The following is a 24,915-nucleotide window of genomic DNA, read 5'->3' as shown; positions in this document are numbered from 1 at the left end:
TTTAAAAAATCAGAGCCCCTGACCACCATGCAGACATCGTCGCAGACCTCGAATGCGCTGCCGCTGTATTTGCAGATCAGCGAGCTTTTGATCAGGGATATTGCCGCTGGGCGGCTGATCGACGGAGAGCGCCTGCCGCCTGAACGCGACATGGCGGACGAACTTGGAATCTCCATCGGCACGCTGCGCAAGGCGCTTGCCGATCTTACGGAGAAGGGCTTATTGGAGCGGATCCAGGGTTCGGGAAACTACATACGCCAGGCCGGGACCCATGAGAGCATCTACGCGATGTTCCGTCTCGAGCTTCTCACCGGGGGCGGATTGCCGCGTGCCGACATTCTGAGTGTTGAGCGCACGCGCAAGCCGACCGATTTCCCGGAGTTTGGAACGAGCGGGGAGGGGACGCGCATTCGCCGTCTCAGGTACCTGAATGACGTCATCATCGCGGTAGAGGAAATCTGGCTCGACGCAGATGCCGGTCATGTGAGACCCGAGCTTCTGTCGGACTCCCTTTACCGGTTTTACCAGAAACATCTCGGCTTCTGGATCGTGCGCGCAGAGGACCGGGTCACCATTGACGCCGTTCCGGAGTGGGCGCCCGAACCCTTCACGCTCAAGCCGGGAACGATCACGGGCTACATTGAAAGGTTCAGCTGGGCAGACCGTCCTGAACCTGTGGAATATTCACGCACCTGGTTCGATACGGACAGGGCGCACTATGTACAGCGTTTGAAATAGGCGGGTCGGAAGAAACCTGCCAAGAAGGAGACTTTGATGCCTGCGAAGGTAAGATACGGGGTTATCGGCTGTGGCATGATGGGGCAGGAACACCTGCGCAACATTGCCTTGCTGCCGGACACGGACGTCACCGTGATCTTCGAGCCCGATGCGGAAATGGCGGCAAAGGCGGCTGAGATCACGCCGGGCGCGAAACTCGTTTCGTCAGTGTCCGACCTGCTGGACGTCCCGGAACTGGATTGCATCCTGATCGCCAGCCCCAACCATTGCCATGTCCCGCAGATGCAGGAAATCCGGCAGAAGCGTCCCTTGCCGTTGCTCGTTGAAAAGCCGCTTTTCACCGATCCGAAGGAGCAGGCGGAACTGGAGGCGTTCAAGGCGGCTTATCCCGCGCCGATCTGGGTTGCGATGGAATACCGCTACATGCCGGCGATTGCGGCCCTGATCGATCAGGTGGAAGAGGCGACAGGCGGCATCAAGATGCTGACGGTCCGCGAGCACAGGTTCCCGTTTCTGGAAAAGGTCGGTGCCTGGAACCGGTTCAACAGGTATTCGGGCGGCACGTTCGTCGAAAAGTGCTGCCATTTCTTCGACCTCATGCGCCTGATGATGAAATCTGAGCCGGTTCGCGTCATGGCCTCTGCCGGACAGGATGCGAACCACAAGGATGAGACCTATGACGGTGAGCAGCCGGACATCCTCGACAACGGCTACGTGATCGTCGATTTCGAAAACGGATCGCGCGCATTGCTTGATCTTTGCATGTTTGCTGAAGGGTCCAGATACCAGGAAGAAGTGGTCGCCGTCGGTCCGACCGGAAAGATCGAGGCCTTTGTTCCGGGTCCCGGCCGATTCTGGCCGGAGGATCTTGGCCAGCCGCCGGTGGCCCAGCTTGTCGTGTCCCCGCGCCGGCCGAAGGGTCCGCGCACGCTGGAAATCCCTGTTGATCCGGCCTTGCTGGATGCAGGCGACCACAATGGATCGACCTTCTATCAGCACGAACGGTTTGTGGCGGTGGTCCGCGGCGAGATCGATCTGCCGGAAGTCACTCTGGAAGATGGTCGCCGCGCCGTCGAGATGGGGCTTGCTGCGCAACAGTCTGCGCGTACGGGGCAGGTCGTGACACTATCGACGCCAGGTGTTTCCTCTGTCGCCTGCTGATGGGGCTGAGCTTCGGTTTCGGGATGAAAATGGCGGCGGCGAATGCCGCTTGATCAGAAATTTGAACGGACCGGCGCGAATGCGGACGCGCCGGTCCGTATTTGCTACCAGCGGTCGACGGCACGCACGAGGGGGGCAGTATTCGTGCTGAAACCGTTACGCCCGCGGCGCAAATTGAATTCCCGAATCGCAACCTTGTACTCACGCCCGTTATGCGTGTTCTTGCATTGCTGCGTTCGAAGCGCGAGGTTGTCGGGCACGCCCTTGTGGTTCTGCACGAGAACGCAGAACAGGTCATAGCGGCCGTTGATGGCGACATTTTTCCGGGCTCCCTGCGCAAGAACGATCTGGCTGTGCCGGCTGAAGCTGGTGTCAAAGAGAAGAAAGTTGCAGTACTTCGCCGCGCCGTTGGGAGTTTGCGTGCTCTCGCAGATGAAAGTTTCGGCCGATGCGGGAGAGGGCGAAAACACGGCTGCAAACAGGGCAAGGCCCGCGCCGAACAAGCTGGTTTTCAAGGCGAATTTTCCTGAGAACATTGTCAAAACCTCCTAGCCTTACAGGGCTTCAAAATCTGTGCCATGGTGGTGTGAGAGCAAACTACCGCGGCGTGCGTTTTCACACCTGTGACGCTGGGCACAGGCAACGCATGCGGTGGAGTGTGGTTCTTGGAAGTTGATCGCAGTCTCTGGAAGTGCAGCCAGTGGATGCAGTCATTCAAAAGCGTTCTAAAAGCATTTTCCGCCTTTGGGAGGGCCAGATGCGCAAGACTATTTCGGTAATTCTGTCTTCAGCATTGATTGTGCAAACCGTATTCGTAAATGGCGCTTTCGCTGCGCCCGCCGTGACAACCGCCAACGTGAACTTCCGGCAGGGACCAGGCACCGGGTTCGGAACGCTCGGCACCGTGCCGAACGGAACGCCGGTTGAATTGGAGAACTGCGACGACACCGGGGCCTGGTGTTCGATCAGCTACAACGGCCAGAACGGGTTCGTCAGCGGCCGGTACCTCCAGCTCACGGAACCCGAACAGACGACCGGATGGCCCCGTTCCTTTGAAACGGACGGCGGCGCAACCCTGATCCTGTACCAACCGCAATTTACAGAGTGGACCGACTTCAAGACACTCAAGGCGCTGGTCGCTGCCGAGTATGTCAAGGACAAGGATGCCAAGCCGGTCTTCGGCGTGATCGGCGTCAGCGGCCAGACCGTGGCCGATCCCCAGAACGGCGAGGTTGCCGTCAGCGACATTCAGGTCACGCAGTTGGACTTTTCCTCGCTGGACAGAAATTCACTGACCGACCTGACCCTGCAGGTCGGCAAGATCATGCCGACCGGAACAGTCACCGTGAAGGAAGACCGGATTACCGCGGGCCTTGCGGAATACCAGCGCATGGAAGATGTCGAGGGCCTGAACGCGGAAGCACCGCCAATCTTCGTCGAGACCGAACCGTCCATCCTGGTCCAGACCGAGGGCGCGCCGATCCTTGCTCCCGTTAAGGGCGACCAGGGCCTGAGCTTCGTGGTCAACACCAACTGGGACATACTGAAGATCGACGAAACGGAGGAGTTTTTCCTGAGGGATGAAAAGTCCTGGCTCTCTACCAAGGACGTATCGAGCGGCTGGCAGCCGGTCACGGAACTGCCGGACCTGATCAAGAACCTTCCTGATGACGACAACTGGTCGGAAACCCGCGAGGCGATCCCGCCCGAGCCCTTCGCCGACAACAAGCCGCCGAAAATCGTCTATTCCGACAAACCGGCGGAAATGATTGTTTTCGAAGGCGAGCCGAAGCTTGAGCCCGTGGGCAGCACCGATCTGGAATGGGCCTCGAACACGGAAAGCGACGTCTTTTTCCTGAAGACAACGTCGACCTGGTACATCCTCGTGTCCGGCCGCTGGTTCAAGTCGGGCTCTCTAGACGGTTCCTGGGAATTCACCACGCCAAGTCTTCCGCCGGAATTCCAGAACATTCCCGAAGATGCGCCGTACTACTCCGTGCTGTCATCGATCCCAGGGACGTCCGAAGCCGCACAGGCGCGCCTGAAGGCGAGCATACCGACGACGGCGCGCGTCGAAGTCGGTGCAGTGAGCGCGGACATCGCGTATGCCGGTGATCCCGAATTCGAACCGATCGAGGGGACTTCAATGTCCTACGCGGTCAACACCAACGACCAGGTCATCCAGGTTGGGGCGAAATACTATGTCCTTCAGGATGGCGTCTGGTTCGTCGGCGACAGCCCCGAAGGTCCGTTTGTCGTGGCAACGGCGGTTCCGGACGAGATCTACACGATCCCGCCGTCGTCGCCCGTCTACAACACCACTTACGTTCGGGTTTATGAAACGGAGCCGAACGCGGTCTGGTACGGCTACACGATGGGCTATCTCACCGGGTTCCTCGCCTGGGGCGTTTTCGTCTACGGCTCCGGCTGGTACTACCGTCCCTGGTATCGTCCAGGCATTCGGCCGATCTACTTTCGGCGGCCCGTCACCTACGGCATCGGGGCGTTCTATAATCCCGTGCGTGGCACTTTCGGCCGCTACGGCTACGCCTATGGTCCGAGGCGCGGTATCGCCGGGGGCGGCATCTACAATCCCCGCACCGGCGGTTACATTCGCGGCGCGGCCATTAGCGGCCCGCGTGGCAGCGCCGGCTTCATAACCGCCTACAACCCGCGCACGGGCAACCGGATCGTGGCCGGCGGCGCACGTGGCATCTACGGTTCCTGGGGTGGTGCCGCTGTTTCCGGCCCGGCCTGGTCCCGCACGCGTGACATTCAGGCGGGCGCGGCCAAACGCTGGAAGGAAAGCGGTGATCTCGGCCGCATCGGCAGCCTTGACCGCAGGGGCGACGTCTTTGCAGGCCGCGATGGCTCAGTCTATCGCCGTGATGGTGAGAACTGGCAGAATTTCGAGGGGGGGCGCTGGGGCGAAGTCGCAGCTCCCTCGCGAGACAACATCCAGAACCGTCTCGGAGATATAGGTGCCGGTGCGGCAATCGGCGCTGGCGCAGGCGCGGCAATTGCCAACCGTCCGGCGGGTGACCGGATACAGAACCGGCCCAATGCCGGGCAGGGCAACCTGCAGCGGCCGCAAAACCGGCCTGCAGGAGACAGGCCGAACATTAACCGCCCTGCGGGAGACAGGCCCGCTGCCCAACGTCCGAATACGCAGCGCCCGAGCACCCAAAGGCCGAGCACGCAAAGGCCGAGCACGCAAAGGCCGAGTACCCAAAGACCTGCCCAGAGACCCGCAACACGTCCGGCACAGAAGACGCGTCAGGCGCCGGCGCATCTCAATCGCGACCGGAAGGCGCGCAACGCGGGCAACAAGCAGGTGAACCGGAATCGCAATGTGCAGCGCAATCGTCCGCAGCAAACACGCCCGCAACGTCAGGCGCGCCCGCAACAGGCAAGGCCGCAGCGCGGCGGTGGCGGCGGCCAGAGGCGCGGTGGTGGACATCGCAGGCGGTAACGGGCGGTGTCCGCACGCGTTCGCGGATAGTCGGCCAACCTGACGCGCCGGGATAGTCTTTCAAAGCGGCAGATCGCGGGCGTCCGCGATCGCCTCCATCGTCATGTAGGATGTGACCGTGTCCAGATCGACCTTCTCGATCAGGCGCTGGTAGACGCTGTCGAAGGCATTCATGTCCTCTGCGACGACCTTCAGCATGTAGTCGTAGTCACCGGCGACACGGTAGAAATCGATCACGTTCGGGATCGCCGACACTTCGCGCCGGAAGCTTTCGAGCCAGTCCTTGGAGTGATGCCGCGTCCTGATCATGACGAAAACCGTCAGGTTGAGTCCCAGACGCGCCGGGTCCAGACGGATGGTATGGCTCTTGATCAGGCCGTTCTCGTAAAGCGCCTTCAACCTGCGCCAGCATGCGTTTTGCGACAGCCCGACGATGTCCGCCAGTTCCCTTTGTGAAAGGCGGGCGTCTCTTTGAAGGGCGCGAAGTATCGTTCTATCGATTTGATCGATTTTTTTCTCCATATCAGATCAATTGACACAAAATGAAACTTAAGACAAAACATTTCTGTGAGGTTTTCACATTCAGAAAGGTCATATGATTGATTCAACGCGAGTTGGAGCAGAAAATGACACACAGGACCGGAACGGCAATCGATCATTTCAAGGCATCTTTGGACACGCCGGATCTCGTTGGGCAGCTTCGCGCAGGGCTGATCGGAGAGGGGACCCGGATCATGGGTCCACTGGGCGAGCGCGAGATGATCTACGCCGACTATGTTGCGTCCGGCCGCGCATTGCGCCAGGTCGAAGACTTTGTTCTGGAAGAAGTGCTGCCTGTCTACGCCAATTCTCACACCGAGGCGTCCTATTGCGGCAGTGCCATGACGCGGATGCGGGAAGCCTCGCGGTCAGAAATTGCGCGGATCTGCGGTGCGGACGGGTCGTATGCAACGATCTTCTGCGGCTCCGGTGCGACGGCGGGCCTCAATCGGCTTGTGCACCTGCTCGGCGTGAGCGAAGCCCTCAAAAGCGGCGAAAGGCCCCTGATCCTTCTTGGGCCCTACGAGCACCATTCCGACATTCTTCCTTGGCGCGAAAGCGGTGCGGAAGTCATCGAGATCGGTGAGGACGAGGCAGGCGGCCCCGATCTGGCGGATCTTGAGGCCAGGCTGCTGGCCTGCGGCAGGGACAGACTGGTTATCGGCGCGTTTTCGATGATGTCGAACGTGACCGGTATCGTGACGGATGATCTCGCCGTAACCCGTCTTCTCAAGAAACACGGTGCATTGAGCGTTTGGGACTGCGCCGGGTCCGGTCCCTACCTTCCAATTGACATGCAGTGCGGCACGGATGCGCAAAAGGATGCTGTTGTGGTGTCGCCGCACAAGTTCCTCGGGGGACCGGCCGCATCTGGTGTAATGATCGTCCTCAAGGACGCCGTCACACGCAATGTACCGGTTTTCCCAGGCGGCGGCAGTGTCCGCTTCGTTTCACCCTGGGGGCATGACTATTCGTCCGATCTGTGTGCACGCGAAGAAGCGGGGACCCCCAACGTGATCGGGGATATTCGCGTCTGCCTGGCTTTTCTTGTGAAGGAAGCCATCGGGCAGGATCTGATGGATGCCAGAAACGCTGCCTGGCGCAGCAGGGCACTCGCGGTCTGGCGGGACAATCCGGCGATCGAGATCATGGGTAACCCGCATGCTCGCCACGTGTTACCGGTCTTTTCCTTCCGGGTGCACGATCTTCAGCGCGGCGGATACATTCACCAGCAACTCGTAACGCGAATGTTGTCGGATGCCTATGGAATCCAGGCGCGGGGAGGCTGCGCATGCGCAGGGCCTTACGCGCATCGCCTGCTTTCGATCGGTGCCGACGAATCGGATAGGCTGCGCGAGGGCATTCTTGCCGGGGAAGAGCTGAAGAAGCCGGGATGGACGCGGCTCAATTTTTCGGTTCTGCTCACGGCGGACAAGGTGGACAGGATCATTTCTGCGGTCGATGAACTCGCGCGCTCGCCCTATCCGCTTGCGGACTGGTATGAATGCGACCGGGAAACCGCGCGTTTCAAGGCAACCAGAACCGCTGCATGACGAGGATGAGACAAGATGTGCCGATGGGCAGCCTGGAGTGGTGCACCGCGATATCTGGAAGAGGTCATTTGCGACCCTGCCCACTCGCTGATCGATCAGAGCCGCAATGCGCTGTCGTGCAAGACCGCCGTCAACGCGGACGGTTTCGGCGTTGCCTGGTATGGCGACCGGGAAACACCCTGTCTGTACAAGGACGTGCGCCCTGCCTGGTCTGATCCGAACCTCCTTCAGATCGCACGCCACATCCGCTCGGGACACTTTCTGGCGCATGTGCGCGCCTCCACGGGCACGGCGACGACCCGCGACAACTGTCACCCCTTCACCCATCAACGCTGGGCGTTCATGCACAACGGCCAGGTTGGCGGTTATGAAAAGGTCAGGCGGCGCCTCGACAACATGATCCCGGATGACCTTTACCGGCACCGCATGGGCGGGACGGACAGCGAGTGCCTGTTTCTGATCGCACTTGCCTATGGACTGCGTCAGCACCCGCGCGCCGCCATGGCACGCGTGGTTCACGAGGCCGAAGCGCTGTCCCGCTACGCCGGGGAAAAACCCCATATGCGGTTTGCCTCCGCCTGGTCGGACGGAACCACACTCTATGCCGCCCGCTACGCGTCCGACAACTTGCCGCCGACGCTCTACTACCGGCAGTTCGATGACGGGGTCATGGTGGTTTCAGAGCCGCTCGACGAAGCGCCCAGCCGCTGGGTTGAAGTCCCTCAGGGACACATGATCGAGGTGAAGGAGGGCCGCGTTCGGCAGGTCGCATTTTTGAGCGAGGAACAACTGGCGGACTGATGAAGCCCGCTGTTGTCCGGTTCGGAAAATGCAATTTGATCTATGTTGTTGGAAAATGACGAAGTTCGGTTTTCATCCCGGTTTGCCGTGACCGCGGAAAGACCGCGAACCAGTACTCCGTGTGGCTAGTAGCTTGAAAGTGTTGTAGAAACAAGAGGTTACTGGGTTCCGGCCTTCCGCTGCGCTTCAGCCGGAATGACAAGATCATTAACTGGTGATCGCCACACCAGATCCATTTCGGGTCAAACCGGAAAGCAGTGGATGAAGCCATGCCACGCGGTTCATCGGTGCAACCACGCTAGCTTTCAATCCAGTGCCAGGCCGTTTCGATCTCATCCGTGGAATAGTGCATCTCCTCGATGCCGACCGCTTTGGCAAACAGCGAATCGACGGCGACAAGCGCGGCGAGCAGCTTGCTGTCGGCAACGATGGCGACTTTCCGCAAGTGGCGCATGTGCGTCAGTATCCACTTGATATCGGACATCGCTGCCTCGAATGAAACGCTTGGCTGGTCTCCGAGCAGCACGAGGATGCTGATCTTGTCGTGTTCCGCGATCAGTTGTTCCGCTTTGGCGGTCAGTTCCTGTTCCTGGCCAATGTCGAGTTTGCCGGAGATCTCGACGCCGAGAACGGCATCGTTGCTGCGGGGGAGGATCGTGTACATCTGGATCGTCCTTGAAACCGGGTCTTGCCTTTAATACCGGTCGCCAGCTTAGAGCAGGTCTTTTGCACCGTTCAAGGGCAAGCGCCTGGCGGCGCTCAGTCGTTTCTGTCTTGAGCTTCCGAAACGAGCGCGCGCGTCTGGCTGTCAACGATTTCGCGGATTTGGCGCGTCAGCGGGAATGCGTCCGTCCGGGACCTTCCGTAGGTCAGGTTGAAAGCATGAAATTCCGCGCTTTGCGGCGGCATCAGGTGATGCTGCAGGACTGTCTCAAGCTTGTCGAACGCCTTTGCCAGTCTGGCTTCGGCTGTGCTGGCGGCGGCATACTCGTCCCAAAGGCCGAGAAGATCGCCTGCAACGTCTTCGGCAAGTCCGGCGCAAAGGATCTGAAAGTCCTGCCGTTCGCGTGCCTCCCGGTCGTCGCCGTCCTGTTGCAGCGGAGCCGGGATATCGCCCGATATCGCTTCACCCAGGTCGTGCACCACGCACAGTTTCACCAGCTTGAGAAGGTCTATCCCCTCCAGTTCCTTCTGGAACAGAAACACCATGAGCGTCAGCCGCCAGCTGTGTTCCGCCGTGCTTTCCGGCCGTCCTTTTCGTGTCGAGCCGGAACGGATCGTGTCCTTGAGGCGTTCAGCTTCCTGAAGAAATGTCAGGATGCCTGCGAGCCTGTGCGGCTCCATCGTGTCTGCAGGGTGTCTTGAAACGTCTTGGGTCATGCCGGGCATCGTAGCCGGTCGCACCGGGCCTTGCGATGGTTTGAATAATTTATGCGGGAAGTGCATTTTCGTCTCGGACAAGACGCGCAAAACGTCCGTCCGACAGCGCAAGCCGTGAAATGCGGATGCGGCTTTCCGGGATGGTCAGTTCCAAAAATTCGGCGCGCTCGGTCAGGTAGACGATGTCGGGACCCAGCGGCTCGAACCAGCCGCTGTCCGCCAGACCGTCCTCGGCGACCCGTATGCCTTCCGATGCAAAGCGCCAGAGCGGGGTGTCGATGAGATCGGCGACCGGAACCCGCCAGTCTTTTGTGCGGGCCGGCGAAGCGGCGAGAAGCCTGTGGGTCAGGTCGCAGACAAGATGAACGGGCATTGCTGCCTGCGTCACGAGCTCCAGGAGGGCGCGGTCCGACGCCGTTTCGGGCCGTGCGCGCAGCAGTCTCGTGATTTTCTGCCGCTCGACCGCGTCAGGCTCTGCCTGTCCGCTCTCCCAGCGCGATATCCTGCTCTGGGAAACGCCGAGATCCCGGGCCAAAGCCTGCTGCTTGACCCGGTTGAGGATGCGCCATCTCCTTAAAGACGGGCCGAGGCTGGAGGCTAGAACGGCGGTTTCGTTGGTCATTGCCGGAGTTTACAGCGGCTTGCGGGAAAGGTGGAGTGGCAATCGCTGAATTCAGATTGACTTAAATGCCCGGCTGGAGACCTGCAACGCGTTTCCGTCCGGATCCTTCGCGTTGGAGAACTCATATCCGTCTGCATTGTGAATAGCGCCGAATTTCAGGCCTTTCCGTGCTGCCTGTTCCCGAAATGCGGGAACATCTGCAACGTCGAAGACCAGCTTGACGGCAACCTGACCCAGTTTTTGCGCCTTTCCGGCCTTGTGGAGCAAAAGGTGTGCGCCACCGCTTGCCGGCACCAGCTCGGTGATGCGGTCCGTTGGCGTCGTTACGACCCTGAAACCGAAGAAAAACGCGTAGAACGAGGCGCTGATATCCACGTCGCGCGCGTAAATGATGATTCGGTTGATGCCCGCGGAAACGCCGACCTCGTTGCCGACGGTCTCGGGGAGGTCTATTCCGCTCATTTCTGGAGTTCGCCTTGTGTGAACGCAATGGACGGATCGGACGAGTGCTCGATTCCTTCGATCTCGATCTCCACCCAGGGGTGCTTCCGGTGTTCGTAAACCGAGAAACGGGGATGCGGAAATTCCGGGTCCGCAAACGCTCCGACCGGTATGGCGGTCACACCAGGCCATCCCTCGATGACGAAAGCGAGCGTCGAACCGCAAACCGGGCAAAAACGATAAGTGGCGACATGACCGCTGTCGCAGTCACGGTGCCATTCGTTGAAGTCCCCGGTCAGCCTGACATTTTCATCGCGCCACCGCGCCTGAACGGCAAACACGCTCCCGGTCCGTTTCTGGCATTCAAGGCAGTGACATGCAGATATGCGCACAGGCTCACCCTTGCACTCGGCACGCAGCTGTCCGCACCGGCAGGTCGCCGTTCGTGTGCTCATCGGTTCGCCTCCGTTCGCGTTCGCTTTCAAGGAAAGCACTGGCAAGCGAGGCGCACAATAGGGCTGAAGTGAAAGAGACTTATCGATATTTTTCAATAAACGCGTCAATGGGGAGTTCGCGGAAGTCCGGCAGGCGCTCCTTCAGCCGGTCATGCGGCCAGTCCCACCAGCAGATATCCATCAGTGCCTGCTCCTGTTTTTCGCTGAAGCGCCGCTTGATCTGTTTGGCAGCAACACCGCCGACGACCGTGTAGGGGGCAACGTCTTTCGAGACGACGGCACCTGCCGCAATGATCGCCCCCGTGCCGATTGTGACACCTGCAAGCACGGTCGCATTGTGTCCGATCCACACATCGTGCCCGATCGTCACCCAGTCATCCTTCCGCCACTGGAAGAAGCCGGCGTCGTCGTCTCCGAGTTCGTAGGCTGCGGCGCGATAGGTGAAGTGGTGCTGGGATGCGCGCCAGGTCGCGTGGTTGCCCGGATTGATGCGCACGCGACGCGCGATGGAACAGAATTTTCCGATGCTGGACCAGACCACGTCGCCTTCCTGAACGATATAGGAATAGTCGCCCATTTGGCTTTCGCGCATTTCGGTGCGGGCGCCCACTTCCGTCCAGATCCCGAGTTCGCAGTTCAGCACGCTGGCTTCCGGGTGGATGTTCGGGGATTCGGTCAGGCTGGGTTTTTGCGTTGGCGCGGACATCTGGTCTCCGTCGAAGTTGATCACTACCGGCTGTGTTTCTAGCGGGGCCGGGCCTGCGGCAAGTGAAGTTTTGATGACAAAGTCATGACGAGTTCTGCCGCTCCTGACCTGTGAACACCGTGGAAAACAGGGAATGCCTGATTTTGGGGCGCATGAGGGACAGGTGTATTGCCTCAAAAATAGGCGTAATGCGCGTGTAACCGCGATAGGCCAACAGCCCAAAACTCAATGAGAAAAAACATTACCCGTCTAAATCACGTGGACGATAACTGCCTCCATGTCATTGAAAAGACATAAATTCTTAGCCTGAACGTCAGAAACTTGTCATCTGACTGTAATCGACCAATGGCTCTTTCCCCCGGGCGCTAAGCATTTTAACGGACAGGGCTGTCGGGTGATTGAATTCCAGAATGTAACCAAGACCTTCGGGTCTCGGACTGCGGTTAACAAGGTCAGCTTTAACATTGGCAAGCCGCAGATGGTCGGCATCATCGGCCGCTCCGGTGCGGGTAAATCGACCCTGCTGCGGATGATCAATCGGCTGACGCCGGCAACGTCGGGCGAGATCCTGTTTGAAGGCAGGGATATTCTTCGATTGAGGGGCGCCATGATGCGCCGATGGCAGCGTGACTGCGCCATGGTGTTCCAGCAATTCAATCTCGTGCCGCGCCTCGATGTCGCCACCAACGTGATGCTGGGGCGTTTGAACGGCCACGGCACGCTCAAAAGCCTTTTCAACATCTTCAGTGCCAGCGACGTTGGCGACGCACTTGAAGCGCTCGACCGGCTCGGCATCGTCCAGGAAGCGACTAAGCGCGCCGAGGAATTGTCCGGCGGCCAGCAGCAGCGCGTCGCGATTGCCCGTGCGCTGATGCAAAACCCGCACATGATCCTCGCTGACGAACCGATTGCGTCGCTCGATCCAATGAACGCCAAGATCGTCATGGACGCTCTGCGCGAAATCCACGAGCGCGACAACAAGGTGGTCATCTGCAACCTGCATACGCTCGATACCGCGCGAAGTTATTGCGACCGTGTGATCGGGATGCGCGACGGTTTCATCGTTTTCGACGGCAAGCCGGAAGAACTCACCACACACGCGGCCCGCGAGATCTACGGCGCGGACGAAAGTTTCAACGAGGCAGCCACATCCACTGCCATTGATGCCGGAAACGCCGGCGCTCAGGAATCCGCCGGTGCGATGACCCCGGCGGCAGCAGCGGTTTGAACCGCCTGCGCACCTCAAAACGTCATCGGATTCAGACTCTCGGGGAGTGTCCCAAATGAAAATCGTTTCTAAAGTAGCTGCGCTAGCTGCTGTCAGCATGATCGCCCTGAACGCTTCGGTCGCAGGCACAGAAGAAATCACCGAATTCCGCATCGGCATTCTCGGTGGTGAAAACGCCTCCGACCGCCTGCGCGCCTATGAGTGCCTGGAAGAGAAAACCGCTGACCTGCTCGGCGTTCCGGTCAAGCTCTTCGCCCCTGCCGACTATAACGGCGTGATCGAAGGCCTGCTCGGCGGCAACCTCGATCTTGCCTGGCTCGGTGCGTCCAGCTACGCCAAGGTATACCTGACGGATCCGGAAGCCGTTGATCCGGTCCTGGTTAAGGTCAATGTTGACGGCGGCTATGGCTACTACTCCATCGGTTTTGCCCGCAACGACAGCGAAATCAACTCGCTGGAAGACATGAAGGGCAAGGTTTTCGGCTTCGGTGACCCGAACTCCACCTCCGGTTATCTGATCCCGTCCATCGCCATCCCGCAGGAAGGCTATTCCATGGAAGCCGGAGACTATTTCGGCGACGTTGTCTTCACCGGCGGTCACGAACAGACCATCGTTGCCGTTTCCAATGGTGACATCGATGCAGGTGTCACCTGGGCCGATGGTCTTGGCGAGTGGGAAGACGGATACAACTCCGGAGCTCTGCGCAAGGCATCCGACGCCGGCCTCGTCGACATGACCGAACTGCGTCAGATCTGGCAGTCTCCGGTGATCCCGGAAGGCCCGATTGTTCTGTCCAAGACCTTGCCGGAAGATGTCAAGATCAAGATGACCGGCCTGATCGCGTCGCTGAACTCCATCGATCCGGACTGTGCCTACAACATTGCAGCTGGTGAGACGAAGGGCTTCATGCCGATCACACACGAAGCCTACGTGAACATCGTTGAGGCCCGTAAGGCCAAGAACAAGAACTAAGGTTCAGATGAACCGGGACACGGGCCGCTTGCCGGCCCGTGTTTCCATGAAGCCAAGGCTTTGATTGTAATACAGTTTCAAGCAAAGCCCCGGGCTGCGGTCCCGTGCTCACAGGACTGTTTTTCTAAACCACCACGCTCCTGCCTGTGGTTACCGGATCTCTGCCGCTGTCTTCGTCCGCAAAAGCGGGTGTAGGGGTGACGGAACAAAGACCGCGCTGGGCAGCACGGCGCTGCCGACATGCCAGAATCTTTCACAGAAGGCTCTTAAGAACATGGCCGTTGCCGCTCTTGAACAGGAAATCCTGCTACTGCGCAAACGCCGCCAGCTGTACTCGTTGATCGGGTTGCTGCTTGTCATTGCAGTGCTCTTTTCCGGTTTCTCGAAATCCAACGAGATGAACTCCGGCGGTTTCCTGCAGGGGCTTTCAAAGTTCTTCGACTATCCCGGCGAAATTGTCGCCGAAGCCTGGCAGGCCGGGCCGGCGTTCTTCGGGCTCATATTGAACTTTGTCCCGGCGATGCTGGAGACTTTGAACATAGCCGCGGTTGCGACGCTTTTGGGAGGTGCAATGGCAGTCGTGCTTGCCATGGCTTCCACGCGCAACGTCGACAGCTGGGGACCTCTCATCCCTGTCGTCCGCCGCATTATGGACATCACAAGAGCATTTCCAGAGCTGATCATCGCCCTGTTCCTGATTTTTGTTCTCGGGTCCAGCCCTGTTCCGGCAATGATCGCGGTTGCAGTCCACACCGCGGGTGCTCTCGGAAAACTCTTTTCGGAAGTCAACGAAAACATTGATCGCAAGCCGATCGAAGGCCTGTCTGCCTGTGGTGCCAGCTGGTTGCAGCGCATCCGCTACGCCGTGATGCCACAGGTCGCGCCGAATTACCTGAGCTATTTTCTGCTGCGTCTTGAAATCAACGTCCGCGCCTCTGCCATTCTAGGCTTTGTAGGCGCAGGCGGTATCGGGCAGGAACTGCGCCGGACAATCGGCTGGGGTCAGGGCGCAGGAGACGAAACAGCGGCGATCTTCGTGCTTCTGTTCTGCACCATCATGATGATTGACCAGGTCTCGTCCTACCTGCGTGGCAAACTCGTCGGCTCCGGCCGGGCGCATTGAGGAATTTCGTTATGGCAGTCGACACGCTCAAAGAACCGGTCTTCGACCGCGACACCGTTTTCCGGAATGTTCGCCGCCGGGCCTGGCTCACCATCGCTGCCCCGCTGGCGGTCGTTCTATATCTGACCTACACATGGTTTGCCTTTGGCGTGCCGGAACTGCTCGCGAAAGCGCAGCCCGAAAGAGCGGTTATTCTGGCGACCGACAGTGTCGCCTACAAGGTCCATGTCACCAAGCTTCTGCGGCGCGACATCATGGAGGTCGCCATCGAAGGGGAGCGCCGGGCCACCTACGGCCAGGAGGACTTGCCCGACTGGGTGGACGTTGATGGAACGAATGCGATTGTCGATCTCGGCGAAGGATATGAAGTAGCGATAACCGGGAAGGTGATGGAGTTCACCGTACCCGACTACGGCACCATCAAGGTCACGGCAACGAACAGCGGCGTGACGACCGAATTGCCGCCCGGTCCCGTTCCTGAGTGGTTAAAGGACGATCCGAGAAAGTTCGATGCCCGTCCGACACTTGATCGGCGTGTTCAGGTAACGAAAACGAAAATTGAAGTGCACAACTACTTTGGTGGTTGGGAAAACTTCTGGTTTTCTTTCCAGTCCGAACTGCATGGCATGTCCTTCAGCCAACTTTGGGCGATTGCGCTCTCCAATGAACGCATAGATCCGTCGCAATCCAATATGTCGCTGATCATGCACGACTTTCTCGGAAACCCCGACTGGCAGCATGGCGAGGTGTTCACCGCACTCTTTGAAACGATCATGATGGCTGTTCTGGGCACGCTCATCGCTGCTTTTGTGGGTTTACCGCTGGCATTTCTGGCCGCACGCAACTTCACGCCATCTCTCCTGTTGCGTTTCGGCATGCGCCGTCTGTTCGACTTTCTCCGCGGCATCGACATGCTGATCTGGTCGCTGATATTCATTCGCGCTTTTGGTCTCGGGCCGTTGACCGGAGCGCTTGCAATCGCATTCACCGATACCGGTACCCTCGGCAAACTGTTTTCCGAAGCGTTGGAGAACATCGACAACAAGCAGGTGGAGGGTGTCCGGGCGACGGGTGCCAGCCAGATCCAGCGCTACCGTTTCGGTGTTATCCCGCAGATCCTGCCGGTCTTTGTGTCCCAGGTCCTTTATTATCTGGAATCCAATACCCGCTCGGCGACCGTGATCGGGGCGCTTGGGGCAGGGGGCATCGGTCTGATGCTAGTCGAAACGATGAAGACCTCCCGTGACTGGGAAAATACAAGCTACATTATCATCCTGACGATTTTGGTCGTCATCATGATGGATCAGGCCTCTGGCTGGTTGCGCAGGAAACTGATCGAGGGCAAATAAACAACCTGGCCTGTCCGCGGATCCGGTCATGAGACGGCTTGCGTAATTCGCAGCGCTGTGGTCGCCTGTCCACCATTGGGAGGCGGCCACAATGCAGAATCATGTCGGATTGCTGATCGTCGATGTTCAGGCGGGTTTCGTTGCCGCCGGGACAGACCACATTCCCGGCATTGTCGAGAACCTGCAGCAAAATTATCGCCACGTTGCCGCATCGAGGTTCGTCAATCACGACAACTCGCCGCATCGCCGATTTCTGAACTGGAACAGGTTTCTGCCGGACACGGCTGAAATCGAGCTTGCCTTCACACCGGCCTCCAACGCCTTCGTGTTCGACAAGCCGCACTATTCGGCGGTCTCTTATGATCTGCTCAGATGGGTGCATCTGAACGGCATATCCGAAGTGCATGTGTGCGGGATCGATACCGAGATCTGCGTGCTCACATCGGCCACCGCCCTGTTTGAAGTCTCGATCAAGCCCGTCGTCCTTGCTTGGGCATGCGCCTCGGGCGGCGGCGGCGAGGAAGGCCACGCTGCCGGCCTGATCGCGTTGAAGCGGCTGATCGGGCGGGCGAATGTGTGGGCCGACAGTTCCGGAAAGCGCTTTTTTGACGGATAACCGGCCTCTCCGGCGCGGAATTGGACCCGGGATTTGCGGGCCCTCGGTGGTAAAGTGCGAACTCATCCCTTTTTCGCCGCATTTCCGTCGTGCGATAATCGAAATATCCCGCAGAGGAATCAATGCTCTTGGAGGGGCTCATGCCGAGATTTGGGTTGAGAAGACTGACGCTCCTGGCGCTTGGGTCGGGTCTGATCTGGACCGCAGGTTCGCCGAGCGCCCACGCGATAGAGAGTTGCGTTGCATCGTTGAAGCGCGAAGCGGTTTCCGCAGGTGTGCGGCCGGAGGTTGCCGAACGAATGCTCAAGGGAGCATCTTTCGACGAAAAAGTGATCCGGTTCTCCACGTCCCAGCCGGAGTACAAGACCGAAATCTGGGATTACATGGCATTCCTGGTGGATGCTGAGCGCATCAAGGACGGCAAGAAAAACCTCCGGAAACACCGGCAGACACTTTCCGCCATCGAACAGCGGTATGGCGTCAACCGTCACGTCGTGTTGGCGGTCTGGGGAATCGAGAGCGATTTCGGCCAGTTCAAGGGGGATTTCTACACACCCCACGCGCTCGCCAACCTGGTCTGCGCCGGAAAGCGGCGCCAGAAATATTTCCGCGGCGAACTCATCAAAACACTTCAGATTGCCTCGCGAGGCGATGTGCCCGTGAACGATTTCCAGGGCTCCTGGGCGGGTGCATTCGGTCAGACGCAGTTCATGCCCAGCACCTATAACAGCTTGGCGGTCGATTTCGACGGGGACGGCCGAAAGGATCTGGTCAATTCCGTTCCCGACGCCCTGGCATCGACCGCAAATTTCCTCAAGAATGCGGGCTGGAGAGACAGCCGGGCCTGGGGCTACGAGGTCACGGTGCCTTCCGGGTATTCGGGGCCGACAGGCCTCAAGAAGCGCGCTTCGCTGTCCACCTGGGGCCAGCGCGGCTTCAAGAAAATCGGTGGCGGCAGCATGTCGGGCAAAACCGAGGCGGCTCTGATCCGCCCTGCCGGAGCGAATGGCCCGGCTTTCCTGGTGACGCGGAATTTCAACGCCCTGCGGTCCTACAACGCCTCGACGTCCTATGGTCTCGCGATCGCGCTCTTGTCTGAACTTGTTGCCGACGGTGAGCCGTTCAAGACACCCTGGCCGACGGACAATCCCGGTCTTTCGCGCGCGCAGCGCCTTGAATTGCAGAAGCTTCTCAACCGGAACGGTTTCAATGTCGGTGAGCCCGACGGCAAGGTCGGACCGCTGACCCGCGCCGGGATCCGTAAGGCCGAAGCTAAATACGGCTTGCCGGTGACCGGGAGACCTTCGTGGAACGTTTACAGCGCTCTTGGCGGAAAATAGACACCGAACCGGGCGGCCTTGTAGTGGAAAACGCAGGGTTGAGCAGGCATCCTTGGTGATTTATTCCGTATTGCACCATTGTTTTGTTGCGCTGCGAAAACTTGCGTCGCACAATGCAGGCCTCATTCTGGAGAAGTGTGATGTCAGGCCGAATATTGACAGTTGCCCAACAAAAGGGCGGATCCGGCAAAACCACGCTCGCGGCTCATCTCGCGGTTGCGCTCGCCAAGCAGTCAGGCGAACCGGTGGCGATCCTCGATGTCGATCCGCAGGGGTCGCTCGGAACCTGGTTCGAAGCGCGGGAAGAGACCCTGGGAGAAGACGAGACCGGACTTGAGTTCCGCACGGCGTCCGGCTGGGGCGCACGGCGCGAGGCCAGGTCGCTGGCACGCTCTCACGGCTATGTTGTCATTGATACGCCGCCAAAGACGGATACCGATGCGAAGCCCGCGATTGATGCAGCCGATTTCGTCATCGTCCCGGTGCAGCCCACCCCGGTCGACCTTTGGGCGACATCCCAGACGATCGACCTTGCGAACCGCGAGAGCACACCGGCCTTGCTGGTGTTGAACCGTGTGCCCCCACGCGCCTCGCTAACGGGAGAAATGGCTGAGGCCATTGCGGAGTCTGGCTATGAGACGTTGAATGCCCGCCTCGGCAACCGAACGGTGTTTGCCTCTGCGATGGGCAAGGGGGTGGCGGTGACCGAAGACGCGCCGTCCAGCAAGGCGGCGAACGAGATCGCCTCGTTGATTGACGAATTGCTCGACCGGATCGGCTGAATAGCTTTCTCCCACACCGCGCACTAAATTTGCCTTGTCCTTGTCACGTTCCGGTGCCTTGATATAGAAAATTCTCGGTCCGGGAGGACAGGCATGTTTGTTTCATTCAACGTTTTCAATTCAATCAATTTTTTTACAGGGCACTTGAGAAAGCGCTCTTTCAAGGCGCTCGCAGCACCTTTGGTTTGCACTTTGGCGATCACGATGGTCCCGTCGGCCAGTGCCCAGGAGCGGCGGATCGTGACGATTGACGATGCGGATTTCTTCGGCGGCGACTATCGAACCGTCAAGGATGTCGATCTGAACGGCTGCACCGCCGCCTGTCTTGGCGACAACCAGTGCCGCGCCTTCACGTTCAACAGCTCTGCCGGCTGGTGTTTTCTCAAGTCCGATTTCGGGGAGCTCCAGAGCTTCCAGGGGGCTATTGCCGGACGGGTTGTCGAGGTTCAGGCACCGCGTGCCGACCAGAGCGCAGACCGCAAGGCAGAATTGCCATTTGTTTCGCGTGCGCAACTGGAAAGCGCGGAAACTTACTCGCAAAGCCTTGCCAATAGCCGCCGTACCAGCAGGGCAACAGTCGAACAACTGCGCGCGGAAGCACTTGCTGCTCTCAGAAACCGGAACGCTGCGCTTGCAGAAGCGGACTTTGTGCAACTGATCATTCTGGAGCCGGGCGATTTCGCGGCGTGGACCCAGCTCACCCAGGCATTGCTGGCGCAAAATCCGCAGAACTGGCAGGAGAGGGAAACCAAGCAGAAAAACGCGGTTTCTGCGGCGATCAACGCCTATCTGCGGTCAGTGACACCGCAGGAGCGGTCTTACGCGCTGGACCTGCTCGGCAGCGCCCTTGTGCGCAGAAGCGAGTTTAAGCCGGCGATCAAGTCCCTGAGAGCGTCGCTCGCGCTTGGCGACAACCCCGATCTGCGCCGCCGCTACGATGAGCTTGTCGCGCAGCACGGCTTCCGAATCGTGGAGCATCAGGTGGACTCCGACAGCACGGCTCCAAGGATCTGCCTCGTCTTCTCCCAGAAACTGCCGCTCGGCGAAGACTTGACGTCCTATGTCTCTGTTCGCGGCCCGACCACCGCCTCGATCGAGGCCGAGGGAACACAGATCTGTGCCGACGGCCTTGAACACGGCGCCCGCTATCAGGTGACCGCACGCAGCGGCCTTCCAGCTGCGGACGGTGAGAAACTGGAAAAGACGTCCGAGCTGTCGATCTACGTCAAGGACCGGTCTCCGTCGGTTCACTTCCTGAGCCGGTCCTACGTGCTGCCCTCGGGCGGCAATCCGACCATTCCGATCGTGTCGGTCAATACAAGTGAGGTCGAAACAACGATTTATCGCGTCGGCAACCGGTCGGTCGCGGACGTCCTTCGCGACAACCGCTTTTTGCGCCAGCTCGACCCCTGGCAGGCAGACCGCATTGAAGACGAACTCGGCGAAAAGGTCTGGTCGGGCATTGTCGAAACCGAGAACCCGCTCAATCTGGACGTAACGACAGCGTTTCCGGTCGGTGAAACCGGAATTGATCTCAAGCCCGGCATTTACGCGTTGACCGCGCGCTCGAAGCTCGACGTGAAGAATCGCTGGGGCACGCTTGCGACCCAGTGGTTTCTTGTTTCCGATCTCGGGATAACCGCGCTGAACGGTGACAACGGGATTGCCGCGAATATTCGCTCGCTCGCCTCTGCCGAAGCGCTCGAAGGTGTGACGGTGCGATTGCTGGCCGTCAACAACGATATCCTTGGAGAAACCGTCACCAACGCGGACGGTTTCGCCGAGTTCGCGGCCGGACTGGCACGCGGGCGCGGCGGATCTGCGCCAGGTGTGCTGATTGCCGAGACGGCCGAAGGTGACTATTCGTTCCTCGACCTGCGCAAACCGGCCTTTGACCTGTCAGACAGGGGTGTCGAGGGGCGTCCGGCCCCGGGCCCCCTGGATGTCTTCGCGTGGACAGACAGGGGGATCTACAAAGCGGGTGAAACAGTTAATGCGCAGGCACTCCTGCGCAGCGCCAAGGCCGTTGCGCAAGAAAACTTTCCGCTGACCTTCGTGTTCAACCGTCCAGATGGGGTGGAGCATGCCCGCTTTACTGTCTCTGATGCCGGCCTGGGGGGACATCTTCAGGATCTCGATCTCGGCGCATCGGCGCAGCAGGGCATCTGGTCGTGGCAGATTTTTGCAGATCCGAAGGGCCGCGCGCTGGCCCAGGAAACCTTCCTGGTGGAGGACTACCAGCCCGAGCGCGTCGATTTCGAGCTGGACACACAGGCGAATGCCTTCAGCAGAACGTCGCCGACAGCCATCTCACTGGAGGCGAAATTTCTCTACGGATCTCCTGCCAGCGGCCAGTCGCTCGAAGGTGATGTGATTGTCCGGCCCGCACGAACGATGAAAGATCATCCGGGCTATGTCTTCGGGCTCGAGAGCGAGGAAACCTATTCGCGGCGCGGTGAGATCCCCTCGGGGCTCAAAACAGACGCGGAGGGGAGGGTGTCGTTCGACGTGACCATGCCGGCATTGCCCGAGACAACCGCTCTTTACGACGCAACGCTTGTTGCGCGGCTTGTCGAGGCCGGTGGTCGTTTTGTCGAACGTGATCTTGAGCTGCCGGTTGCCTTGGACGGTCCGCGTATCGGCATCAGGCCAGCATTTGATGGCGGCGTTGACGAAGGTGGCCCGGCGGCCTTTTCGATCATTGCCGTCAATGAAAACGGCAAGGAAATGGATGCAGGCGGTCTGACCTGGACGCTGTCCAAGGTCAGTCGCAGATACCAGTGGTACAGGCTCGACGGGCGCTGGTCCTTCGAACCGATAACGACTTCGCAGCGTGTTTCAAGCGGCGAACTCGAAACCTCGGCGGGAAGTCCAGGCGGCCTTTCGCTGCCCGTGGAGTGGGGTGAGTACCGGCTCGATATCAAGGGCAGCGGTGCGCTCCAGACTGCAACGAGCCTTTCCTTCAATGCCGGTTGGTACTCGGCGGATGCGACAAGCGACACTCCGGACTATCTCGATGTGGGTCTGGACAAGGCAAGCTATCGGCCCGGCGAGGTCGCAAAACTGCGGCTGAAACCGCAAATGCCTGGTATCGCCGTGGTGAACGTTGTGGCCGGCGGGTTGCTTGCGAGCCGGACGGTCGAAGTCTCCGCCGAAGAGGCCGAAATCGATATCCCGGTCAGCGATGACTGGGGGGCGGGGGCCTATGTGACGGCGAGCCTTTACCGGCCAATGGATCTCGATCAGAAGCGCATGCCGTCCCGCTCGGTGGGCTTGTCCTGGTTGCAGGTCGATCCCGGCGATCGGGTCATCGATGTGGAAATATCCGCTCCGGATCGCATCCTTCCCGAAACAACACTCGATGTGCCGATCAGGCTTGCCAATCTCCAGACCGGGACACAAGCCTACGTGACCGTGGCTGCGGTCGATGTCGGTATCCTCAACCTGACCGACTACGAAACGCCGAACCCGGACGAATGGTACTTCGGTCAGCGCCGTCTCGGAACCGACATCCGGGATCTTTACGGACAGCTCATCGACAGGATGGCTGGAACGTTGGGCCGGGTGCGGTCCGGCGGGGATGCCATGTCACTCCGTCTTGATTCGCCGCCACCTGACGAAGAGCCTGTGGCGCTGTTTTCAGGATTGGTGGAAGTCGGTCCCGACGGTGAGACCTCGGTCTCTTTCGATGTGCCCGCATTCAACGGCGCCCTGAAACTGATGGTGGTTGCGTGGAGCGCCGACGGCGTCGGGCATGCGGAACAGGAAGTCGAAGTCCGCTCACCCGTGGTGATGACGGCAAGCACGCCGTCGTTCCTCGCGCCGGGCGACGTTTCACGTATCGCGATCGAGATCGACAACGTTGACGGCGTGACGGGGACTTATGAACTGGAAGTCTCGTCGGGGGATGGCCTCACGGTCGACAATGCACCGAAACAGGTTCGCAGCATGGAGATCGAAAACGGCAGGAAGGCGCTCGTGCTTCTGCCGGTCGGTGCCGGTACCGAAACGGGCAGGAGTGAGTTGGTCGCGGCTCTGACCGGCCCCGACGGCGCAGGCTTCGTCAAGCGTATCGCTCTTGATGTCAGGGATACCCAGCCGGAAACCGTTCGGCGGTCGTCGTTCCAACTGGCGGCTGGAGGACGATTGACCCTGAGTGCCGACAGTTTCGACGGCCTCAAGCCGTCCACGGTCGATGTGACACTGACCGCCGGCGGTGCGGCAAACATCGATCTTGCCGGTCTTCTGGCCGCTCTTGACCGGTATCCTTACGGGTGCACCGAACAGACGACAAGCCGCGCCTTGCCGTTGCTCTACCTGAGCGAGGTCGCCGAAACGGCCGGTCTTGGCAGCGACGACGCCATACGCGAACGCGTCGTCAAGGCGATTTCGTCGGTTCTCGCCAATCAGTCGTCTTCTGGCGATTTCGGTTTGTGGAACAGCTATGGCGGCGGCGATACGTGGCTCTCTGCCTATGTGACGGACTTTCTGACCCGCGCGCGCGAACGCGGATACAGCGTTCCCGATCTCGCCTTCACGACTGCGTTGGACAATCTCGAAAACCGGCTGTCCTACGCATCCGACTTTCAGAATGGCGGCGAGGATATCGCCTACGCTCTCTATGTGCTTGCGCGAAACGGCCGGGCGTCGATGGGCGATCTGCGCTACTATCTCGATGCAAAACTGCAGAGTTTTGCAACGCCGCTCGCCAAGGCGCAGGTGGCCGCCGGCCTGTCACTTTATGGCGAGCGGGAACGGGCTGAAATCGGCTTTTCCGCTGCGCTTGCCGACCTCCCGCGTGATACCTCCACTGTCTACAGGGAGGACTACGGGTCACGATTGCGCGACAGCGCAGCTGTGACCGACTACGTGGTCTCCGCTTTGGCAGGCACACGGCTGAGGGACGAGGCGGTGGATCAGCTGGAAGTTGCCCAGAGCCAGACACCGAACCGGTCAACCCAGGACATGGCCTGGCTGCTTCTGGCGGCGAATGCGCTTAATGAATCCGCCGAAGAGGCACGCATTTCGGTAGCCGGCGCCGAATCGCCGGGGCGCCTTGCCTGGTCTCTGGAAGGATCCGAGCTGGCCGGATCGCCTGTCGAGGTTCTCAACAATGGCGCGACCGCAACCGACATTCTCGTGTCCGTGTCGGGGCAGCCCCTCGTTCCGGAGCCTGCGGGGGGGCGGGACTATTCAATCGAGCGCACGGTCTACAATCTCGACGGCAACCCGGTCGATCCGTCTGCGGTTCCCGTGAACACCCGTCTGGCGGTTGTTCTGACAGTGCGCGCGCTGACGGGTCAGCCCGGGAGGCTGATGGTCGTCGACCGCTTGCCTGCAGGTTTGGTTATCGACAATCCGCGACTGGTACGCTCAGGAGATATCGGTGCTCTCTCCTTCCTGTCGACCGTCGAGTCGCCCGAACATGCCGCCTTTTACGAAGATCGGTTCGAAGTCGCCGTGGACCAGAACCGGCAAAGCGGTGAGGAATTGACCTTTGCCTATCTGGCGCGTGCCGCGACACCAGGCGTTTTCGCGCATCCACCGGCCTCGGTAGAGGACATGTATCTGCCGAACAGGAGGGCAATCACCGAAACGTCCCGCTTCACCGTGCTGGGACCAACACGGTAACGCC

The 24,915-nt window shown here is 59.7% G+C and carries 21 protein-coding genes; 13 read left to right on the top strand and 8 right to left on the bottom strand.

All coding sequences use genetic code 11. From position 1 onward, the window contains the following. The first annotated feature begins 27 nt into the window (after positions 1-27). Positions 28-738 carry a GntR family transcriptional regulator gene (locus RDA78_RS25360; protein ID WP_434052534.1) on the top strand — a complete coding sequence of 237 codons (711 nt, stop codon included), beginning with the start codon at positions 28-30 and terminating at the stop codon, positions 736-738. A gap of 36 nt (positions 739-774) precedes the next feature. Continuing rightward, positions 775-1,899, top strand: a complete 1,125-nt coding sequence (locus RDA78_RS25355) for a Gfo/Idh/MocA family protein (RefSeq protein ID WP_434052533.1) — start codon at positions 775-777, stop codon at positions 1,897-1,899. 104 nt (positions 1,900-2,003) lie between these two features. Here the strand turns inward: RDA78_RS25355 and RDA78_RS25350 are convergent, their stop codons facing one another. Next, complete coding sequence (locus RDA78_RS25350; RefSeq protein ID WP_434052532.1) at positions 2,004-2,414, bottom strand: hypothetical protein; 411 nt, start codon at positions 2,412-2,414, stop codon at positions 2,004-2,006. Between the two features lie 242 nt (positions 2,415-2,656). Between RDA78_RS25350 and RDA78_RS25345 the strand changes: the two genes are divergently transcribed. Then, positions 2,657-5,371, top strand: coding sequence for an SH3 domain-containing protein (locus tag RDA78_RS25345; protein WP_434052531.1), 2,715 nt, complete (start codon positions 2,657-2,659; stop codon positions 5,369-5,371). 60 nt (positions 5,372-5,431) lie between these two features. On the opposite strand, the gene RDA78_RS25340 is transcribed toward RDA78_RS25345, so the two are convergent. Next, a complete protein-coding gene (locus RDA78_RS25340) occupies positions 5,432-5,893 on the bottom strand; it encodes an Lrp/AsnC family transcriptional regulator (protein ID WP_434052530.1) in 462 nt (153 codons plus the stop codon). 104 nt (positions 5,894-5,997) lie between these two features. Here RDA78_RS25340 and RDA78_RS25335 point away from each other — a divergent pair, with 104 nt between their 5' ends. Together RDA78_RS25335 and RDA78_RS25330 are read left to right on the top strand one after the other, a co-directional pair. Continuing rightward, entirely contained in the window at positions 5,998-7,464 is a 1,467-nt protein-coding gene (locus RDA78_RS25335; RefSeq protein ID WP_434052529.1) for an aminotransferase class V-fold PLP-dependent enzyme, read from the top strand. Positions 7,465-7,479: 15 nt separating this feature from the next. After that, complete coding sequence (locus RDA78_RS25330; protein WP_434052528.1) at positions 7,480-8,265, top strand: class II glutamine amidotransferase; 786 nt, start codon at positions 7,480-7,482, stop codon at positions 8,263-8,265. A gap of 298 nt (positions 8,266-8,563) precedes the next feature. Here RDA78_RS25330 and RDA78_RS25325 read toward each other — a convergent pair whose 3' ends face one another. The 6 genes from RDA78_RS25325 to RDA78_RS25300 form a co-directional block, all read right to left on the bottom strand. After that, positions 8,564-8,929, bottom strand: a complete 366-nt coding sequence (locus RDA78_RS25325) for an STAS/SEC14 domain-containing protein (protein WP_434052527.1) — start codon at positions 8,927-8,929, stop codon at positions 8,564-8,566. 95 nt (positions 8,930-9,024) lie between these two features. Beyond that, on the bottom strand, positions 9,025-9,645 hold the full coding sequence (locus RDA78_RS25320) for an HD domain-containing protein (protein WP_434052526.1): 621 nt from the start codon (positions 9,643-9,645) through the stop codon (positions 9,025-9,027). 49 nt (positions 9,646-9,694) lie between these two features. Next, a complete protein-coding gene (locus RDA78_RS25315) occupies positions 9,695-10,267 on the bottom strand; it encodes a helix-turn-helix domain-containing protein (RefSeq protein ID WP_434052525.1) in 573 nt (190 codons plus the stop codon). A gap of 51 nt (positions 10,268-10,318) precedes the next feature. Continuing rightward, on the bottom strand, positions 10,319-10,729 hold the full coding sequence (locus RDA78_RS25310) for a VOC family protein (protein WP_434052524.1): 411 nt from the start codon (positions 10,727-10,729) through the stop codon (positions 10,319-10,321). After that, positions 10,726-11,163, bottom strand: coding sequence for a GFA family protein (locus tag RDA78_RS25305; RefSeq protein WP_434052523.1), 438 nt, complete (start codon positions 11,161-11,163; stop codon positions 10,726-10,728). Before RDA78_RS25305 ends, RDA78_RS25310 begins: the two co-directional genes overlap by 4 nt. A gap of 79 nt (positions 11,164-11,242) precedes the next feature. Next, entirely contained in the window at positions 11,243-11,869 is a 627-nt protein-coding gene (locus RDA78_RS25300) for a DapH/DapD/GlmU-related protein (RefSeq protein ID WP_434052522.1), read from the bottom strand. 394 nt (positions 11,870-12,263) lie between these two features. Here RDA78_RS25300 and phnC point away from each other — a divergent pair, with 394 nt between their 5' ends. From phnC to RDA78_RS25260, 8 genes are all read left to right on the top strand, one after another. Beyond that, positions 12,264-13,097 carry a phosphonate ABC transporter ATP-binding protein gene (gene phnC, locus RDA78_RS25295; protein WP_434052521.1) on the top strand — a complete coding sequence of 278 codons (834 nt, stop codon included), beginning with the start codon at positions 12,264-12,266 and terminating at the stop codon, positions 13,095-13,097. Between the two features lie 55 nt (positions 13,098-13,152). Continuing rightward, positions 13,153-14,070 (top strand): phosphonate ABC transporter substrate-binding protein, encoded by a 918-nt coding sequence (gene phnD / locus RDA78_RS25290; RefSeq protein ID WP_434052520.1) that lies wholly within the window; start codon positions 13,153-13,155, stop codon positions 14,068-14,070. A gap of 274 nt (positions 14,071-14,344) precedes the next feature. Further along, positions 14,345-15,193, top strand: coding sequence for a phosphonate ABC transporter, permease protein PhnE (gene phnE, locus RDA78_RS25285; protein ID WP_434052519.1), 849 nt, complete (start codon positions 14,345-14,347; stop codon positions 15,191-15,193). A gap of 11 nt (positions 15,194-15,204) precedes the next feature. Further along, a complete protein-coding gene (gene phnE / locus RDA78_RS25280; RefSeq protein ID WP_434052518.1) occupies positions 15,205-16,542 on the top strand; it encodes a phosphonate ABC transporter, permease protein PhnE in 1,338 nt (445 codons plus the stop codon). 91 nt (positions 16,543-16,633) lie between these two features. Next, a complete protein-coding gene (locus RDA78_RS25275) occupies positions 16,634-17,158 on the top strand; it encodes an isochorismatase family cysteine hydrolase (protein ID WP_434052517.1) in 525 nt (174 codons plus the stop codon). A gap of 140 nt (positions 17,159-17,298) precedes the next feature. Beyond that, a complete protein-coding gene (locus RDA78_RS25270; protein WP_434052516.1) occupies positions 17,299-18,498 on the top strand; it encodes a lytic murein transglycosylase in 1,200 nt (399 codons plus the stop codon). A 140-nt stretch (positions 18,499-18,638) separates the two neighbouring features. Continuing rightward, a complete protein-coding gene (parA, locus tag RDA78_RS25265; RefSeq protein ID WP_434052515.1) occupies positions 18,639-19,280 on the top strand; it encodes a ParA family partition ATPase in 642 nt (213 codons plus the stop codon). Positions 19,281-19,484: 204 nt separating this feature from the next. Beyond that, positions 19,485-24,911 (top strand): MG2 domain-containing protein, encoded by a 5,427-nt coding sequence (locus RDA78_RS25260; protein WP_434052514.1) that lies wholly within the window; start codon positions 19,485-19,487, stop codon positions 24,909-24,911. Positions 24,912-24,915 lie beyond the last annotated feature (4 nt).

Origin of the sequence: Roseibium sp., from assembly GCF_051016195.1 — a bacterium.
In the GTDB taxonomy this organism is placed as follows: Bacteria; Pseudomonadota; Alphaproteobacteria; order Rhizobiales; family Stappiaceae; genus Roseibium.
This window is presented reverse-complemented; position numbering and strand designations above follow the sequence as displayed.